This is a genomic window from Sphingomonas crocodyli (assembly GCF_004005865.1).
In the GTDB taxonomy this organism is placed as follows: domain Bacteria; phylum Pseudomonadota; class Alphaproteobacteria; order Sphingomonadales; family Sphingomonadaceae; genus Rhizorhabdus; species Rhizorhabdus crocodyli.
Genome location: NZ_SACN01000004.1, coordinates 120297 through 138859, shown reverse-complemented (window position 1 = coordinate 138859; position 18563 = coordinate 120297). Strand labels below are relative to the sequence as shown.

At 64.8% G+C, this 18563-nt stretch carries 16 protein-coding genes; 8 read left to right on the top strand and 8 right to left on the bottom strand.

The features are described from left to right. Positions 1-62: 62 nt before the first annotated feature. Positions 63-1163: a mannose-1-phosphate guanylyltransferase/mannose-6-phosphate isomerase gene (locus EOD43_RS20645; RefSeq protein ID WP_127745946.1), complete on the bottom strand. Its 1101-nt coding sequence runs from the start codon at positions 1161-1163 to the stop codon at positions 63-65. 95 nt (positions 1164-1258) lie between these two features. On the opposite strand from EOD43_RS20645, the gene EOD43_RS20640 reads away from it, so the two are divergent. The 4 genes from EOD43_RS20640 (at position 1259) to EOD43_RS20625 (ending at position 7021) form a co-directional block, all read left to right on the top strand. Further along, the gene (locus EOD43_RS20640; protein WP_127745945.1) at positions 1259-2647 is read left to right on the top strand and encodes a TIGR03013 family XrtA/PEP-CTERM system glycosyltransferase; all 1389 of its coding nucleotides are present in this window, start codon (positions 1259-1261) and stop codon (positions 2645-2647) included. A 4-nt stretch (positions 2648-2651) separates the two neighbouring features. Continuing rightward, entirely contained in the window at positions 2652-4682 is a 2031-nt protein-coding gene (prsK, locus tag EOD43_RS20635) for an XrtA/PEP-CTERM system histidine kinase PrsK (RefSeq protein WP_127745944.1), read from the top strand. A 2-nt stretch (positions 4683-4684) separates the two neighbouring features. Beyond that, positions 4685-6040, top strand: a complete 1356-nt coding sequence (gene prsR / locus EOD43_RS20630; protein WP_420822469.1) for a PEP-CTERM-box response regulator transcription factor — start codon at positions 4685-4687, stop codon at positions 6038-6040. A 162-nt stretch (positions 6041-6202) separates the two neighbouring features. Continuing rightward, positions 6203-7021, top strand: a complete 819-nt coding sequence (locus EOD43_RS20625; protein WP_127745942.1) for an ATP-binding protein — start codon at positions 6203-6205, stop codon at positions 7019-7021. A gap of 29 nt (positions 7022-7050) precedes the next feature. Here the strand turns inward: EOD43_RS20625 and EOD43_RS20620 are convergent, their stop codons facing one another. From EOD43_RS20620 to EOD43_RS20610, 3 genes are read right to left on the bottom strand one after another with little or no spacing between them, the layout of a single operon-like run. Beyond that, a complete protein-coding gene (locus tag EOD43_RS20620; protein ID WP_127745941.1) occupies positions 7051-8457 on the bottom strand; it encodes a sensor histidine kinase in 1407 nt (468 codons plus the stop codon). A gap of 1 nt (position 8458) precedes the next feature. Then, positions 8459-9124, bottom strand: coding sequence for a response regulator transcription factor (locus EOD43_RS20615; protein ID WP_127745940.1), 666 nt, complete (start codon positions 9122-9124; stop codon positions 8459-8461). Between the two features lie 31 nt (positions 9125-9155). After that, positions 9156-9452 (bottom strand): PepSY domain-containing protein, encoded by a 297-nt coding sequence (locus EOD43_RS20610; RefSeq protein WP_240653435.1) that lies wholly within the window; start codon positions 9450-9452, stop codon positions 9156-9158. Positions 9453-9548: 96 nt separating this feature from the next. Between EOD43_RS20610 and EOD43_RS20605 the strand changes: the two genes are divergently transcribed. Beyond that, positions 9549-11333 (top strand): ABC-F family ATP-binding cassette domain-containing protein, encoded by a 1785-nt coding sequence (locus tag EOD43_RS20605; RefSeq protein ID WP_127745938.1) that lies wholly within the window; start codon positions 9549-9551, stop codon positions 11331-11333. A 1-nt stretch (position 11334) separates the two neighbouring features. Here the strand turns inward: EOD43_RS20605 and EOD43_RS20600 are convergent, their stop codons facing one another. Then, positions 11335-11625 (bottom strand): chorismate mutase, encoded by a 291-nt coding sequence (locus EOD43_RS20600; RefSeq protein ID WP_127745937.1) that lies wholly within the window; start codon positions 11623-11625, stop codon positions 11335-11337. Between the two features lie 105 nt (positions 11626-11730). Here EOD43_RS20600 and EOD43_RS20595 point away from each other — a divergent pair, with 105 nt between their 5' ends. Together EOD43_RS20595 and EOD43_RS20590 are read left to right on the top strand one after the other, a co-directional pair. Continuing rightward, positions 11731-12744, top strand: coding sequence for a polyprenyl synthetase family protein (locus EOD43_RS20595; RefSeq protein WP_127745936.1), 1014 nt, complete (start codon positions 11731-11733; stop codon positions 12742-12744). A 96-nt stretch (positions 12745-12840) separates the two neighbouring features. Continuing rightward, positions 12841-13389, top strand: a complete 549-nt coding sequence (locus tag EOD43_RS20590) for a 2'-5' RNA ligase family protein (protein WP_127745935.1) — start codon at positions 12841-12843, stop codon at positions 13387-13389. On the opposite strand, the gene EOD43_RS20585 is transcribed toward EOD43_RS20590, so the two are convergent. The 3 genes from EOD43_RS20585 to EOD43_RS20575 all read right to left on the bottom strand — a co-directional run bounded on the left by EOD43_RS20585 (position 13386) and on the right by EOD43_RS20575 (position 16999). After that, positions 13386-13922: a DUF4199 domain-containing protein gene (locus EOD43_RS20585; RefSeq protein ID WP_127745934.1), complete on the bottom strand. Its 537-nt coding sequence runs from the start codon at positions 13920-13922 to the stop codon at positions 13386-13388. The two genes, EOD43_RS20590 and EOD43_RS20585, sit on opposite strands and share 4 nt — an antisense overlap. 118 nt (positions 13923-14040) lie before the next feature. Continuing rightward, a complete protein-coding gene (locus EOD43_RS20580; RefSeq protein WP_127745933.1) occupies positions 14041-14457 on the bottom strand; it encodes a response regulator transcription factor in 417 nt (138 codons plus the stop codon). Between the two features lie 85 nt (positions 14458-14542). Further along, entirely contained in the window at positions 14543-16999 is a 2457-nt protein-coding gene (locus EOD43_RS20575) for a TonB-dependent receptor (protein ID WP_127745932.1), read from the bottom strand. Positions 17000-17349: 350 nt separating this feature from the next. On the opposite strand from EOD43_RS20575, the gene EOD43_RS20570 reads away from it, so the two are divergent. Next, on the top strand, positions 17350-18531 hold the full coding sequence (locus EOD43_RS20570; RefSeq protein ID WP_127745931.1) for an amidohydrolase family protein: 1182 nt from the start codon (positions 17350-17352) through the stop codon (positions 18529-18531). Positions 18532-18563: the final 32 nt, after the last annotated feature.

Below are 18563 nucleotides of genomic sequence, written 5' to 3'. Positions count from 1 at the left end.
CCAGCCCCCTCCGTCACGCCTGCGGCGCGCCACCTCCCCGTGCCGGGGAGGAGCTTGAACGGTCAATCCACCGGAAACGGCGTGTCGAGCGTGATGTGCGCGCGCGCCTTGAGCTGTTCGACGACGCGCTTGACCTCCTGGCTCGATCCGCGCGGCAGGATCATCACGGCGTCGCGGGTCGCGACCACGATCAGATCCTTGACGCCCACGGTCGTCACCACGACGCCTTCGCCGCGGATCAGGCAGTGCGAGGTGTCGATCGCGACGACATCGCCGTGGATGACGTTGCCGGCGCCGTCATCGTCGCCCAGCCCGTGCAGCGCATCCCAGCTGCCGACGTCGGACCAGCCCATTTCGACCGGGACCACGGCGACGCGATCGTCCTTTTCCATGATCGCATAGTCGATCGATTCGGATGGCGACCCCAGGAAGGTCTCGCGTTCGGGTGTTACGACCACGCCGTCGCGCGATGCGCCCGCCATCGAAGCGCGTGCGGCCTCGGCCATTGCCGGCGCATGGCGCTCGAGCGCGGCCAGATAGGCGTCGGCGCGGAACAGGAAGATGCCGCCGTTCCAGCTATAGTCGCCCCGCGCCAGATATTCCTCGGCGCGTGCGCGGTCGGGCTTCTCGACGAAGGCGGCGACGCGGTGGACGCCGTTGGCGATCGCTTCGCCGCGCTGGATATAGCCATAGCCGGTCTCGGGCGCGTCGGGGGTGATGCCGAAGGTGACGAGCCAGCCTTCGGCGACCAGCGGCAGTGCATGCTCGATCGCGGCATGGAAGGCAGGAACGTCGCGGATCACATGATCGCTGGGCATCACCAGCAATGCGGCGTCGGGCTGCGCCTCGATCGCGGCCAGCGCGATGGCGGGCGCGGTGTTGCGCCCGGCGGGTTCGGTGATGATCGCCGCCGGGGCCTGGCCCGAAGCGGTCAGCTGCGCGCCGATATCATCGGCATGGGCGGCATTGGTCACGATGATCGGCTTGCCGAAGCGGCCGCCGTCGACGCAGCGACCCGCCGTCATCTGCAGCATCGTCTCGCTTCCCGTCAGCGCGAGCAGCTGTTTGGGTCGCTTCGACCGCGACAGCGGCCACAGCCGCGTGCCGGATCCGCCGGACAGGATCACCGGCGTGATGAGGGTCGTCGAAATGGGGATCTCCATCGTTTGCAATCTGGACGTCTAAAGCAGATGAATCATCATGTGGCTGCCGCTATAGTCATCATCGGTTTGGGGGAACATCGTCTAGTGTTCGCGTCGTGATCCGCGTTTTCAAACATTATGTGCCTTATGCGGTGCTGCTGCTGTGCGTCATCGACTTTGCGATCCTGATCGCATCGGCGGAGGCGGGCTGGCTCATTCGTCTGCGGCAGCTGGGTAGCATGCCCGCCCCGGTGGGCGAGCGGGTGCCGCAGTTGTTGAGCTTCGCCTTCGCGATCCAGGCGTCGATGATCGGCGTCGGTGTCTATACGCCCGAAGGGCTGCAGACGCTGCGTTTCGCGGCCGCCCGGCTGATGGTCGCGATCTCGCTGGGCCTCATCCTGATCTCGATGCTGTTCTTCCTGTTGCCCGAACTCACCCTGTGGCGATCCAATTCGATCTACGCGGTGCTGATCGCCTTCACCCTGCTGATCTCGGCGCGCGCCTTGCTGGGCAATTGGGTGGTCGGCGATACGTTCAAGCGGCGCGTGCTGCTGTTGGGCGCGGGCAACCGCGCGAAGCGGGTGATGGACCTGTCGATGCGCCCTGGATCGGGCTTCACCATCGTCGCCGCGGTCGACATGAAGGATGCGCCCCCGCAGATCGAAACCGCGATCTGCCGCACCGACGTGCCCAGCCTCACCGGCCTGGTCGACCGGTTCGACGCGAGCGAGGTGGTCGTCGCGCTCGATGAGCGGCGCAACACGGTGCCGGTGAACGATCTGGTCCGCGTGAAGACCACGGGCGTCCACGTCACCGACATTTCGAACTTCCTCGAGCGCAATACCGGCCGGATCGATCTCGATACGGTGCGCCCGTCGACCCTGATCTTCTCGGACGGTTTCTCGTCGGGCCGGTCGCTGTCGCTGGTGGTGAAGCGCGCGCTCGACATCTTCGTGTCGGCGCTGATCCTGATCATCGCCGCGCCGATCATCGCCATCACCGCGATCATCGTCCGTCTCGAAAGCCCCGGCCCCAGCTTCTACCGCCAGATCCGCGTCGGTCGCTACGGCAAGGAGTTCTCCATCCTCAAGCTGCGATCGATGCGGCAGGATGCCGAGGCGGGCGGCGCCGCGATCTGGGCGCAGAAGGGCGACGCGCGCGTGACGCGCGTAGGCCGGATCATCCGCCTCATCCGCGTCGACGAACTGCCGCAGGTGTGGACCGTGCTGAAGGGCGAGATGAGCTTCGTCGGCCCGCGCCCCGAACGGCCCCAGTTCGTTGCGGAGCTGGAGGATCAGATCCCCTATTATGCCGAACGGCATATGATGAAGCCGGGGATCACCGGCTGGGCGCAGATCAACTATCCCTATGGCGCCAGCCTCGACGATGCGCGCCACAAGCTCGAATATGATCTCTATTATACCAAGAATTATTCGATCTTCCTCGACGTGCTGATCATCCTCCAGACGCTGCGCGTGCTGCTCTGGGCCGAGGGCGCGCGCTGATCCGATGATCGGGCTGGTCATCGAATGGGGGCATGGCCTCGCGGCCTTCCTGTTCGCGGCTCTGGTGGTGTGGCAGGCGACGATGCGGCAGGTGGGCGGCGCGCGGATCGCGCTGACCGTCGCCTGCGCCAGCACCGCTCTGTGGTGCCTGCTGGTCACCTTGCGCGGGCCGCTGGGGGTTGCGGCGGGGCTGGGCGGCAATCTCAGCGATCTGGGCTGGATCGGCTTCATGGCGGCGATCCAGCCGACGATCGCCGACGATGGGCGGCGGCGCACCGTTTTTGCGATCTACGGCATCGTCATCGCCGCGATCCTGCTGGGCATGCTGCTGCGGCTTCTGCCCTTCCTGTTCGTCGGATCGCCCCGCATTCAGGATCTGATCGTCGTCGCGATCGTGGCGCTGCGCATCGTGGTGACGATGGGATCGCTGCTGATCGCGCACAATCTCTATGCGGCGGCGGCGCCCGAGGCGCGCTGGCGGATCGGATCGCCGATGGCCGCACTCGCCGCGATCTGGGCCTATGATCTGAACCTCAGCACCGTCGCCTATCTGGGGCAGCAATGGCCCGATGAGCTGTTTGCATTGCGCGGCTTCTTCCTCGCTCTGGTTGCGCCCCTGCTCGTGTCGGTCAGCCGCGCGGCGGAGGTCGATCGGCTGCCGCCCGCACGATCGGCCGCGTTGCGCTTCCTGCCGCTGACGGCGATCGCGATATATGTCGCGGCGATGGTGCTGCTGGCGCGGCTGCTCAACCTCACCCACCAGATCGATCGGCTGGGTCAGGTGACGATCGCGATCGGCTTTTCCGGGCTCGCGCTCGCCTTCTTCCCGTCCAGCAGGATGCGATCGGTGGTCAAGCAGGGGCTGTCGCGTCACCTGTTCCAGCATCATTATGATTATCGCGTCGAATGGCGGCAGTTTACCGATACGCTCGGCGTGCCGGGTCGGGACGATCGCGCGCTGGGCGAACGGGTGGTGCAGGCGATCGCCGACATTCCCGATGCGCCGGGCGGGCTGCTGCTGCTCGCGGCGGCGGACGGCGCGCTTGAATCGGCGTCGCGCTGGAACTGGGCCGATCTGGATGCGCCGCAACGCGCCGCCGAACCCGCATTTGGACGCGCACTGCTCGGCGCGGGCACGGTCGAGATCGCCAGCCCGCCCGAGGCCTTCGCGCTACCCGACTGGATCGCCGCCACCCCATCGGCGTGGCTGGTCGTCCCGCTTACCCATTATGATCGGCTGCTGGGCGCTGTCCTGCTCGAAAAGCCGCGGCGCCCGCGCGCGCTGGAGGCCGAGGATCACGATCTGCTCCGCCTCGCCGGGCGGCAGGCGGCGAGCTATCTAGCCGAGGCGCTGGGGCAGGAGGCCTTATCCGACGCCCGCCGCTTCGACGAGTTCAACCGCCGCTTCGCCTTCATCATGCACGACGTGAAGAACCTCGTGAGCCAGTTGAGCCTGCTTGCGCGCAATGCGGAACGGCACGCCGACAATCCCGAATTTCGCAAGGACATGGTCGCCACGCTCCAGTCGTCGGTCGGCAAGATGAACGATCTGCTCGCGCGCCTGTCGCAGCATCATCGCGCCAAGCCCGAGGAGCCGACCCCGCAGCGCCTGCTGCCATTGGTCGACCGGATCGGATCGCGTCGCGATGCGCCGGTCGAGATTTCGGGCGATGCCGATCTGATCGCGATGGTCGATCCCGCGCGCCTCGAACAGGCGCTCGGCCACCTGATCCAGAATGCGATCGATGCCAGCCCGGCGGGCGCGGCGATCGAGATCGTTGTCGGCGTGCGTGAGGGCATGGCGGCGATCGATGTGATCGATCATGGTGTCGGCATGTCGATCGAATTCGTCCGCACTCGCCTGTTCCACGCCTTCGCATCGACCAAGGACGGAGGCTTCGGTATCGGCGCGTTCGAGGCGCGCGCGCTGATCGCCGCAATGGGCGGGCGGATCGATGTGCAGAGCCGCGAAGGGGAGGGGACGCGCTTCACCGTGTTCCTGCCGATCGCGCGCAAGACGGAGGCCGTTGCTTGATCCTGCCGAAGAAGCCGATTTTGCTTGTCGTCGAGGATGATGAGGGGCTGCAGCGCCAGTTGCGCTGGGCCTATGAGGATTATGAGGTGGTGATTGCGGGCGACCGCAAGGCCGCGATCGATGCGCTGCGCGCCAACGAACCCGCCGTCGTCACCCTTGATCTGGGCCTGCCGCCCGATCCCGACGGGACGAGCGAAGGCTTCGCCATCCTCGAGACGATCCTGTCGCTGAAGCCCGACACCAAGGTGATCGTCGCCTCGGGCCACGGCGCGCATGAAGGCGCGCTGCGCGCGGTCGCGATGGGTGCATACGATTATTACCACAAGCCCGTCGACATCGATGAGCTTGGCCTGATCGTGAAGCGCGCGTTTGAGCTATCCTCGCTCGAACAGGAAAATGCACGGCTGGCGGCAGAGCAGGCGGGGGAGGGCAATCCGGGCGGCTTCATCACAGCCGACCCGGTAGTGCTCAAGGCGCTGAAGACGATCCAGCGGGTCGCGGCGACCGACGTGTCGGTGCTGCTGCTTGGCGCGTCGGGAACCGGCAAGGAGGTGCTGGCGCGCGGGCTGCATCAGGCGTCGCCGCGTCGCGAGGGAGAGTTTGTCGCGATCAACTGCGCGGCCATCCCCGACACCCTGCTCGAAGCCGAACTGTTCGGTTACGAAAAGGGCGCGTTCACCGGCGCGGTCCGCACGGCCGAGGGCAAGATCGAACTCGCGCAGGGCGGCACATTGTTCCTCGATGAGATCGGGGACGTGCCACTGCCGCTGCAGGTCAAGCTGCTGCGCTTCCTGCAGGAGCGTGTGATCGAGCGGATCGGCGGGCGCAAGGCGATCGAGGTCGACACGCGGATCGTCGCCGCCACGCATCAGGATCTGCCCGCGATGATCGCCGACGGGCGCTTCCGCGAAGATCTCTATTATCGCCTCGCCGAGATCGTCGTGACGATCCCGCCGCTTTCCGAACGGCCGGGCGATGCGGTGCTGATCGCGCGCCAGCAGATCAAGCGATATGCCCGCGAGCTCAACCCGCAGCTGCGCGGCTTCACGCCCGAGGCGATCGCCGCGCTCGACGCCTGGAGCTGGCCCGGAAATGTCCGCGAACTGGAGAACCGGCTGAAGCGCGCCGCGATCATGGCCGAGGGCAAGATGGTCACGGCCGACGATCTCGATCTGTCGCCGGGGCGCGAGGATGGCGGCTTTCTCAACCTGCGCGCCGCGCGCGAACAGGCCGATCGCACCGCGATCACCCGCGCGATCGCGCGTGCCGAGGGCAATATCTCGAACGCCGCCAAGCTGCTCGGGATCAGTCGGCCGACGCTCTACGATCTGCTCAAGCAGTACGGGATTTCGGCTTAGCCACCCCACCTCGTCATTGCGAGAAGCCGCAGGCGACGAAGCAATCCAGGCCCGTACTAGAGTTAGATTACGAGCCTCTCTCATGCGGGCCTGGATTGCTTCGCTACGCTCGCAATGACGAGGTGGGTTGTGGCGCGCGCGTGACGACCCTATCCCCGCGGCATGACCGAGGAACTGCTCGCCCGCATCGCCGCCGCGCTGGAGCGGATCGCACCGCCGCCCGCGCCCCATGCCGATCCGGCGCTGCACCCCGCCTATGTCTGGCGTGACGGCGGGCTGGCGGCCGCGCGCGATTTCCGGCCGCTGCCGATCGATCTGCTGACCGGCATCGACGCGCAGAAGGCGGTGGTGCTCGACAACATTCGCCGCCACGCGACTGGTCTTGGCGCGCATGATGCCTTGCTGTGGGGCGCGCGTGGGACGGGCAAGTCGGCGCTCGTCAAATCGGCGGTCGGCGCGCTGCAGATCGAAGGGCTCGACGTCGCCCTGATCGAGATTGCGGCGGAAAAGATCGAGACGATGCCGCGCCTGTTCGATCTGATCGCAGGCGTGGAGCGCGCCTTCATCCTCTTCATCGACGATCTCGGTTTCGACGAGGGTGCGAGCCAGGGCGCGCGTCTGCTCCGATCGATGCTGGAGGGCGGGGCGGAGGCGCGGCCGGCCAATGCACGGCTCCACGTCACCGCCAATCGCCGTCACATCGTGTCGCGCGACCTGAAGGAGCAGGACAGCCCGATCAATCCACGCGACGTGATCGACGACAAGATGGCGCTCGCCGATCGCTTCGGCCTGTCGATCGGCTTCCATGTGGTCGATCAGGATCATTATGTCGCGATGGTCGGCGCCTATGCCGCGCAATATGGCCTCGCCTTCGAACCGCTCGACGCGATCAGTTGGGCGACCCAGCGCGGCGGCCGTTCCGGCCGCGTTGCGTGGCAATATGTGGTCGAGCTAGCCGGGCGGCAGGGGAAGTCCGTGTAGGAAGTTTCCTATAGGAAACTTTTCGCGTGTCAGACCGCCGCCGGCAATCGCACGCGCACCATCAGGCCGCCCAAATCCTCGCTCTCCTCGAGCGAAATCGTGCCGCCGTAAATCTCGATCACGTCGCGCACGATCGCCAATCCCAGCCCCGTTCCCGGCTTGCCGGTGTCGAGCCGCGCCCCGCGTTCGAACAACTTGCCGCGCTGGTCTGCGGGGATGCCGGGGCCGTCATCCTCGATCTGCAACTCGACGAAGCCCGCATCCTTGACCACGGTCACGAACACGCGGCCATTGCCATATTTGGCGGCATTTTCGATCAGGTTGCCGAGGATTTCGTCCAGATCCTGCCGCTCGACATGGATCGCCGCATCCTGCGCGCCGGCAAGGTCGACCGTGACGTGGCGGTGCATCCGCCCCATCGCGCGCTCGACGGCCTTGAGTGATGGCCACACTTCGGACCGCGCCTGCGTGTTCGCACGCCGGCCGACCGCGCGGGCGCGGGCGAGATGGTGGTCGACCTGCCGGCGCATCGTCGTCGTCGCGCGGATGACGATGTCGGGCAGGTCGGCGGTGGGCGATGTCGCCTCGTTCATCAGCACGGTCAGCGGCGTCTTGAGCGCGTGGGCGAGGTTGCCGGCATGGCGCCGCGCCTCCTCCGCCTGCGTCTCGCTGTGCTGGAGCAGGGCGTTCAACTCCTCCACCAGCGGCGCAACCTCGTCGGGCAGGTGGACGTCGACGCGTGAAGCCTCGCCCGACCGCACCGAAGCGACTGCGCGGCGCAGCGTGCGCAGCGGCAGCAGCCCGAACACCGCCTGCAATGCGGCCAGCACGATCAGACCCATGCCAAGGATCGCGAAGGCGCGCACCAATGTCCGCCGCAGAATGGCGATCTGATCGTTCAGCGCGTCGCGATTGGCCGCGACCTGGAAACGCCATGCGGCGGGCGATCCGGGCAGGCGCACCTCGCGATCGATGATGCGCAGATCCTCGCCCTGAAACTCCTTGCTGTCGTGGACATGATCCTCGGCACCGGCATGATCCGCCGATTGCTGGAGCGCGCGATCCCACAGGGATCGCGACCGGAACGGATCATGGCCGGGGGCGGAAACCTGCCAGTAGAGGCCCGAATAGGGTTCGAGGAAGCGTTGATCGCCCAGCGGCCGATTGAAGCGCACCTCGCCATCCGGGCCGACTTCGGCCGATGCGACCATTGCGGTCAGCGCGTAGGAAAGCTGGCTGTCGAAGTTGCGCGTGATCGCATCGGACAGCACCCGATCGAGCGCGAAGCCGCCACCGATCAGCAGCACGCTGATCCACAGCGCGGCAATGCCGATCATGCGGCGCGTCAGCGATCCGGTCGATTGCCGGTTCGGATCGCGCGGCCGGCCTTTCAGCACCGCGCGCGCGATCGCCAACCGGCGTTTCAGGCCACCCATATCAGGCGTCGGGATCGTCCAGCGAATAACCGAGGCCGCGGATCGTGGTGATCACGTCCTGGCCCAGCTTCTTGCGGATGCGGGTGACGAACACTTCGATCGTGTTCGAATCGCGATCGAAATCCTGATCGTAAATATGTTCGATCAGCTCGGTGCGGCTGACGACCTTGCCCTTGTGGTGGAGCAGATAGCTGAGCAGCTTATATTCCTGCGCGGTCAGCTTCACCGGCTCGCCGGCCTTCGTCACCTTGCCCGAACGCGTGTCGAGGCGGATGTCGCCCGCGGTCAGTTCGGACGATGCATTGCCCGACGCGCGGCGGATCAGCGCGCGCAGGCGGGCGATCAGTTCTTCGGTCTGGAAGGGCTTGGCCAGATAATCGTCGGCGCCGGCATCGAGCCCCGCGACCTTGTCCGACCAGCTGTCCCGCGCGGTCAGCACCAGAACGGGCGTATCCTTGCCCTCGCGCCGCCAGCGATCGAGCACGGTCAGCCCATCGACTTCGGGCAGGCCGAGGTCGAGGATCACCGCGTCGTAATTTTCGGTGGAGCCGAGATAGTGGCCGTCCTCGCCATCGGTGGCCAGGTCGATCGCATAGCCCGCGCCTTCCAGCGTGGCGCGCAGCTGGCGGCCCAGATTGGGTTCGTCTTCGACGATCAATACGCGCATTCGAATCCCTTCTTTCGTCGGTCTTTCGGGGTCAGTCCCCGATACGGCCGATCTCGCGTCCGGTGCGGCCGTCCATATCGACCCAGATCACCGATCCGCCCCGCTGAAACTTGAAACGATAATGGCCGGTTCCCGGATCGAATTCCGATCCGATCATTTGCCCGCCGCTGACGCTGCTCTGCGCCCGCGCGCGCATTTCCTGATAGGGCAGGATCGCGCCGGAACGCACACCCTGGCGCAGCATATCCTGCTCCGGCGTGCGCCGATCGGCAAACGCGGGCGCGGAAAGGGTGCCGGCAATTGCCAGCGCGGCGAGAAGGTTACGCATTACCATGAACTGTGGCATAGGGGCGACGCGTTGAATAGGGCATGAATGTGCCGGTATAGGCGCCCAGCCCCGACAACCTTCTCAGACTGTTGCACAATGTCCGCACCCATTCTCGCCTTCCAGGATCTCGGCCTCAATCAGGGTACGGGCTGGCTGTTCCGCCACCTCGACATCGGCATCGCCCCGCGCGATCGGCTTGCGCTGATCGGTCGCAACGGGGCGGGCAAGACCACGCTGCTCAAACTGCTCGCCGGGACGATCGATCCCGACGAGGGGCGGCGCGTGATCGTGCCGGGTACGCGCGTCGTCCTGCTGGAACAAGAACCGTCGATGGCCGGTCACGCTACCCTGCGCGATTTCGCGCTGTCGGGTGCCGATGCGCCCGCCGCGCATGAGGTGGAGGCGATCGCCGACCAGATCGGGCTGGACCTGGGCCGCGACGCCGCGACCGCATCGGGGGGCGAGCGCCGTCGTGCCGCCATCTGCCGCGCGCTGGCGATGGAGCCCGACGTGCTGCTGCTCGACGAGCCGACCAACCATCTCGATCTCGCCGCGATCGAATGGCTGGAAACCTATCTCAGCCGTTTCGGCGGCGCCTTCATCGTTATCAGCCACGATCGTACCTTCCTGACGCGGCTGACGAAGAACACATTGTGGCTCGATCGCGGATCGATCCGCCGCGCCGAAGTCGGCTTCGGCGGGTTCGAGGCGTGGATGGACAAGATCCATGAGGAAGAGGCGCGCAACGCCGAACGGCTCGACGCGAAGCTGAAGATCGAGGAGCATTGGAAGCTGCGCGGCGTCACCGCGCGGCGCAAGCGCAACCAGGGGCGTCTCACCAAACTTTACGAAATGCGCGCCGAACGCAAGGCGATGACGGGACCGCAGGGTACCGCCAAGATCACGATCGCGGCGGAGGACACCAAGACCAAGGTCGTGATCGACGCCGAGAACGTCACCAAGACGTTCGGAGACCGCACGATCATCCGCGATTTCTCACTGAAGGTGACGCGCAAGGACCGGATCGGCGTGGTCGGCGCGAATGGCGCCGGCAAATCGACCCTGCTCAAGCTGCTGACCGGCGAACTCGCGCCCGACAGCGGCAAGGTGAAGCTCTCCAACACGCTCAACGGCATCATCATCGATCAGCAGCGCAAGCTGATGGCGCCCGAAAAGACGGTGCGCGACGTGCTGGCCGATGGGGGCGACTGGATCGAGGTGCAGGGGGTGCGCAAGCATGTCCTCGGCTATCTCAAGGACTTCCTGTTCGAACCCGCGATCGCCGATGCGAAGGTCGGCTCGCTTTCGGGTGGGGAGCGCAGCCGCGTGCTGCTCGCGCGCGAATTCGCGCGACCGTCCAACCTGCTCGTGCTCGACGAACCGACCAACGATCTCGATCTCGAAACGCTCGATCTGCTGCAGGAGGTGATCGCCGATTATGAAGGCACCGTCCTGATCGTCAGCCATGATCGCGACTTCCTCGATCGCACGGTCACGGTCACGCTCGGCCTCGACGGATCGGGCAAGGTCGACGTGGTGATCGGTGGCTATGAGGATTGGGAAAAGCAGCGCGGCGGCAAGGTGGAGAAGTCGAAAGCCGCGGCCGTGGCGAAGGCCGATACCCCCGCCGCAGCCCCCAAGGCGAAGACCAAGCTCAGCTACAAGGACCAGCGCGACCTCGATCTCCTCCCGCAGGAAATCGAGAAGCTGGAGGCCGCGATCCTGCGCGACGAAGCCGCCCTCGCCGATCCCGATCTCTACGCCAAGAATCCCGCGAAGTTCGACACGCTGATGAAGGCGATCGAAACCGCGCGCACGAAGAAGGACGAAGCCGAGATGCGCTGGCTGGAATTGGCGGAAATGGCCGAGGGACTGGCTTAATTCATCCCGTCATCCCGGCACCCGCCTTGCGATGGTGATGAATCACCTCGTCGATGATGAAGCGCAGGAACTTCTCCGAAAAATCGGGATCGAGGTTCGCGCTTTTCGCCAGCGAGCGCAGGCGCTCGATCTGGATCGATTCGCGGTTCGGATCGGCGGGGGGCAGGCCGGTCTTCGCCTTATGCTCGCCTACCGCCTTGGTGATCTTGAAGCGTTCGGCCAGCATGAAGACCAGCGCCGCGTCGATATTGTCGATGCTCTCGCGATAGCGCGCCAGCGTGTCGTCGGTCATGCAATCGTCCCCGAAACCCGTATCCGTCGCCTTTTGTTGGCGGATGGCCTCGAACGCAAGCCATGATGCTTGCCTTTCGTTCCGGGCGGGACCATCTGCACGGCCATGACCGCAACTGTCACGCCGATCCGCCGGGCCGCCACGCCCTCGCTCGATCCGATCATGCAGCTTGTCGCTGCCGATATGAACCAGGTGAACGGTGTGATCCTGGCGCGCATGCAGTCGGACGTGCCGTTGATCCCCGAACTGGCAGGGCACCTGATCGCGGGCGGCGGGAAGCGGATGCGGCCAATGCTCACGCTCGCCTGCGCGAAGCTGCTCGATTATCATGGTACGCGTCACCACAAGCTTGCCGCGACGGTGGAGTTCATTCACACTGCGACCTTGCTGCACGACGATGTCGTCGATCAGTCGGGGCTGCGGCGCGGGCGGCGCACAGCGAACATGATCTGGGGCAATGCCGCCAGCGTCCTCGTCGGCGATTTCCTGTTCAGCCGCTCGTTCGAACTGATGGTCGAGGACGGTTCGTTGCGCGTCCTCAAGATCTTGTCGAACGCATCGGCGGTGATCGCGGAGGGCGAGGTCAATCAGTTGACCGCGCAACGCCGGATCGAGACGAGCGAGGAACGCTACCTCGACATCATCACCGCCAAGACGGCGGTTTTGTTCGCCGCCGCCTGTCGCATCGCCGCGGTGGTGGCGGAGCGCGATGCCGCGATCGAGGAAGCGCTCGATCAGTACGGCCGCTATCTCGGCGTCGCTTTCCAGCTGGTCGATGACGTGATCGACTATGAGTCGGACGGCGCGACGATGGGCAAGGATGCCGGCGACGATTTCCGTGACGGCAAGGTCACCTTGCCGGTCATCCTGGCCTATGCGCGCGCGGGTGAAGAGGATCGCACCTTCCTGCGCGAAGCGATCGAGGGGCTGCGCAACGACGACGAGGATCTGGCGCGGGCGACCGCGATCCTCCACGCGACCGGCGCGCTTTCCGATACGGCCGAACGCGCACGCCATTATGGCCGCCGCGCGATCGACGCGCTGGCCGCCTTCCCGAACGGGCAGGCCAAATCGGCGCTGATCGAAGCGGTCGAATTCGCGGTTTCGCGCGCTTTCTAAGCGGATTTTGGGGCGTGATTTCCGGCTGCAGATAAGCGCGCTTGCCAATGTTCTTGTTTTGTTCTAAATGGGTGCGACTCCAACGGGAGATGCGCCATGACGAAGCTGCGTAGTTACGACACGGACGAACTGGTTCTCCATCGGCTGTTCTTCGCGCTGAAGCCGAGCGAGGAGGCGATCGGCGAGATCGCCGAGATCCGCGACGGGCTGGGGCCGGTCCAGTCGCATATCCCCGACGAAAAGCTGCACATGACCCTGTTCGTCCATGATCGGCCGACCACGCCCGATCCGGAGCTGATCGATCGGATGAGCAAGGTTGCGGCGAAGATCGCAGGGCCGGCGATGCGCGTGGCGCTCGGCGAACTGATCGGCAATGTCAGCAACGTGCTGCTGCGGCCGGGCGATCATATGCCGGTGCTGGGCGCCTTCCGCGACAAGCTGGCTTATGGGCTGGCGGTGGCGGGCGTGCCGTCGATGCGCGGCTATCGTTTCGATCCGCACGTCACGATCGCTTATGGCATGCGCGACAGCTTCCGACGCTCGGTGCCGCTGATCAGCTGGCGCAGCGACGAACTGGTGCTCGTCCACAGCCTCGTCGGCCTGACCGAGCACCGCATTCTGGGCCGCTGGAAGCTGGGTGATTAAGCCCTGAGCGGCAGCACGCGCGGATTGCGCAGGATTGCGGCGGAAACCAGCGAGACTATGAAGCCGACCGGGAAGACCTCACAAAAGGTCATCGGCAGGCGGATCAGCGGGTTGGCATATTGGACCCGCATCGCCTCGAGTTCGGCGATCTGCCCGGCCAATTCGGCGCCCTTGACGCCCGCCGCGCGCTGGGCGGCGATGGTCGAGGCGATATAATCGTCCATGAAGCGATATCCGGTCGCCGCCAGATAGCTTTCCCAGATCGCGACATAGGCGATCCCCGCCACCACCGCGATCGCAAGGCCGGTGCCCAAGGCGGGCAGGAAGCGGATCACCCCGCCTTTTTCGATGTCGCGATAGCGCTTCACGCCTACGAAGATGAAGGTCAAGGCGGCCAGCATCACCAGATAGCCGAACCACATCGAATGGCCGATGCCGCCCACATTCATGCCGGCGATCAGGATCGCGATGATCACGATGCCCGACAGCAGGCCGTAAATGGCGGCGTAACGCAGGATCGGGTGGGTGGTCATGGTGCAGGCTCCCTGTGATTGGTCTTATCGGTCGCCCGCAAATGCCGGCCCGTACGATGTCCTGCTATCGCCCGGATGGGTGATTTGGCCCGGACGACGCGGCCTTTCACGGTAACAGTCATTCGATGAGAGCCAGCATCCGCGCCTTCTCGATCGCCTCGATCCGCCGGCCGACGTCCAGTTTGTCGAACAGGCGGGCGAGGTGGGTCTTGACCGTGTTGGGCGATATGCCCAGCTCGCGCGCAAGTTCCTTGTTCGACCGGCCCGATGCCAGCAGCGCCAGCAATTCGCATTCGCGTGGCGAAAGGCCCAGCGATCGGATCGCGGCATCGTTGCGTTCGAACGGAATCGCGGATGCACGCCGCCGCGTCAGCCGATTCCCCGCCCACAGCCCCAGCGCCATGAACCCGATCGCCAGCACCGCGACGTAGATATCGCCCGGCATCGATCGGATCGCATGCAGATAGTCGAGCCATTGGAGCAAGGCGGCGGTCCCGCCCAGAATCACCGCATAGCCGAACAATCTCCACCCCATGCACGTCAGCCTGCCATAGCCTTAGCCCAAAAGAAAACGCCCGCGGCTGGGGGCCGCGGGCGCGTTTCAGGTGATGCCGGACGTTTTAGAATTCGACCGTCAGGTCGACGCCGTAGGTCCGGGCGCGCTCGTAATCGGCGCTGTAGATGCTGATGAAGCCCGGCGTGTAGCTGATCTCCTTGGCGTCGAAGATGTTGCGGCCCCAAAGAGCTACGGTCGCCTTCGTGCCGCCCAGATCGATCTTCTGCAGCGCGAGGCGGCCGTTGACGAGCCAGTAGCCCTTGATCAGCTGCAAATCCTTCAGGCGCGCCTGCTCCGCCGGGGTGATCCCGAACAGCGCCAGATTGGTGCCGGTCGCCAGCGGGATCGCCGAGATGCCGTTATGCTTCGACTTATAATTGCCGTCGATGCGGGCGATGAAGTTGGCGTCGCCGAAGATTGGGTCGGACTCATATTGCGCCGAAACGCTGCTCGTCCACTTCGGCCGTTCGTGCACCAACGTCTCGGCAACCGCGGCGACAAGCCGCGGATCGATCCGCGTATATTTGAAGTTGGTGTAGCCCAGTGAGGCGTTGAACGTCAGCTGGCGGATCGGCGAGATCGTCGATTCGAACTCGAAACCCTTGGCGCGCGCATCGCCCGCATTCACCACCACCTGGGTGATCGCGGTGTTGTTGATGCCCACGTTCGGGCCGGTCGACGTCAGCTGCAGGTCGCCATATTTCACCGTGAACAGCGACAGGTTGGTACGCAGCCGGCGGTCGAACCAGTCGGCCTTGATGCCGCCTTCCCACGACTTCGCGGTTTCCGGATTGAACGGCACGCTGGCGAAGAAGCCGCCCGAAATGAAGCCGGTGACGTACTTACCATAGACCAGGATGTCGCTGGTCGGCTTGTAGTTATAGCCCAGATTGTAGGTGAACTTGCCCTTCGAATATTGGATCGGGAAGGAGCTGGTGGCCAGCGGGGTTGCCGCCGACACGATCGTATTGTCGCGGCCATTCTTCTTGTCGTGCGTGTAACGGCCGCCGGCGATCAGATCGAGGCCGGGCATGACGTGGAACTCGCCCTGGCCGTAAACGGCCTTCGACACCACCTTCACATGGCCGTCGATCGCGCCATAGGTGTTAGGGCGGCCCAGGAACGGCACCTGGAAGTTCGGATAGACCGCGAAGCCGGCGGAACGGGCCTTGCCGATCGGGCTGCTGTCCGAACCGGTCGAGCCGCGGCGGGCACGCTGCTGGAAGTAGAGGCCGCCGACGGTCGCGGTGATGAAGTCCGATTCATAGTTGAACTGGAGTTCGTCCGACCACTGCTTGTCGATGCCGCGGGTCGACGTCGACTGGATGAAGAAGGGCTGCCCGATCGTCGAAGCCGCCACCGCCGGGGTGAGCAGTGCCGCGCCGAGCGGGAAGGCCACCGGGCCCGGATTGACCAGGCCACCCGCGCCGTCGATCTGCGACAGCGGCGCCGCGAAGGTCGCGCGGCGATAGGCGGCGATGTTCTTGACCGAAATGCTGTCGGTCAGGTCGCTGGTCAGCGTGACATTGTGGCCCTGCGTCTTGATGCGGCTGGGCACGGCGCCGGCATTATTCACCGCCTTGGGTCGCGTCTTCGACACCGGCGTCAGCTTCGCCTGATTGGCGGCGGGCTGCGCGGCGCGCAGCTGCTGCGCGAAGCGCGATTCGAACCAGATGCCCTGGCCGTTCGCGGTCAGCACCGTATCCGACCAGTCGAACTTGTAGATCGCGCGGAACTTCTCGCCATCATAGAGCAGGTTGGCGCTGGCGGCGTCGGTGTTGAAGCCACCCAGCGTCTTCGGCGAGGTGTAACGCTTCCCGCCGACCTGCGAGAAATCCCACACCGTGCCAGCGCCCAGATTCTTGATGTCGCCGTCGCGCTGGGTGTGGACATAATTGAACGAGGCGCTGAAGTCGCCGAAGCTTGGCGTATCGACATGCGCCACGGCGCGGAACTGATCGTAATTGCCGTAGCTGAGCGTGCCGCGCATCCCGAACGTGCCCTTCGGGTCGCCCGACGTGATGCTGATGCCGCCGCCGGTCGAGTTACGGCCGAACAGGGTGCCCTGCGGCCCGCGCAGCACTTCGATCCGCTGAATGTCACCCAGTTCGAAGATCTGCCCCTGCGCATTGCCCAGGAACACGCCGTCGACATAGACCGCGATACCACGGTCGACGCCGATCGACGAACCGATCGAAACCACGCCGCGCATCGAGTAGCTGGGCAGCTGGCCGCCGCCGACGATCTGGCGAACGGTGAGGTTCGGCGAAACCGAGTCGAGATCGCGCACGCTGGTGATGCGGTTGGTCGTCAGGTTCGCGGTGGTCAGTGCCGTGATGGCGACCGGCACTTCCTGCAGGCGCTGTTCGCGGCGCTGCGCAGTAACGACGATGTCCTGGACGCCTGAAAATTCGGATTGTGCCTGCGGTTCGGTCTGTTCGGCCCACGCCGAACCTGCAGCAAGCAATGCAGCAGCAATCGCGACGGAGGAACCCGCCGCCTTACGGTACTTACCCTTCATGTTACCCACCCTCCCATTAGGTTTTTCGCTATTTTTCTTTGAAGGCTATTCTTGCGGGACGGATTGTCAACGAACCGGGATGAACGGTCCGATTGACGGAAAATCTAAGGCGATGCAGCGTAATCGAACCGTGCAGTTCGGCAGATTGGCGGTTTTGTCCCGGCTTTTCGCGCAAGGATATTTGCTGCAACTGCGCTGCACGCGCAACTATGCAACAAAATGCATAGTGGTTACGCAAATTTCACGGAGTTGACCGTCATCGGTCAGAGGCCTTGGCTGGCGTGGATCGGACACGGCCGAGGAGAATTGGCGGCGTCCCTTCGAAAATCGCAACCGTTGGGAGACCTGCGATGGACGCCTTCGTCAAACCCGCCGCGCTGACCGGCATTCCCGTGATCGACGCCGATACGCATCACGCCGAACCCTATGATCTTTGGACGACGCGTGCGCCGGCCAAGTACAAGGATCGCGTGCCGCAGGTGAAGGAGGTCGACGGCGAACTCTGCTGGGTGATCGATGGCGACAAGCGCATGGGGCCGGCCTTCCCGACCTGCACGATCCGTCGCGACGGCACCAAGGCCTATGGCATGGAGCTGACCACCTGGAAGTTCGATGAGGTGTTCGAAGGATCGCACAACGCCAAGGCGCGCGTCGCCTATATGGATTCGGCAGGGATCAGCGCGCAGATCTGCTATCCCAACCTGCTCGGCTTCGGGAACCAGAAGGGGATGGGCGTCGATCCCGATCTGCGCCTCGCCACCACCAAGATCTACAATGATGCGATGGCGGAGATGCAGGCCGAAAGCGGCAACCGCATCTATCCGATGGCGCTGCTGCCGTGGTGGGACATGAAGGAGACGGTCGCCGAGGCCGAGCGCGCCCGCGCGATGGGCCTGCGCGGCGTCAATACGCACAGCGAGCCGCAGAATAACGGCTATCAGGTGCTCAGCGGTGAGTATTGGACGCCGTTGTGGGATTTCCTCGAAGACACCGGCATGCCGCTCAATTTCCACATCGGCGGCGGCTTTTCGTCGCACGAATGGTTCGGCGAGGGTTATTGGCCCAACCAGACGCCGACCGAGAAGCTGGCGTTCGGATCGTCGCTTTTGTTCTTCGCCAATTACCGGCTGTTCGCGAACATCTTCATCTCACGCTGGCTCGAAAGCCGGCCGAAGCTCAAGATCGTTTCGGTCGAAAGCGGGGTGGGCTGGATCCCCTTCCTGCTGGAAAACATCGAGTATCAGATGAAGGAAGCGAGGAGCGACTATCAGGCGTCGCCGACCGAAATCTTCAAGCGGCAGATCTATGCCTGCTCATGGTTCGAACGGAAAAACCTGGTCGAGGATGCGCGCCGGATCGGCACCGACAATGTGATGTTCCAGACCGATTTCCCCCACCCGGTCTGCCTCTATCCCGACGCGCTCGATTATATGAGCGAGGCGGCCGCGACCTTCACCGAAACCGAGCGCCGCAAGGTGTTCGGCGGCAATGCCGCGCGGGTTTATAGTATCGATCTGGAGTCGTTAGGCTGATCGAAGGGCCGGGGCGCCTGATTGGCGCCCCG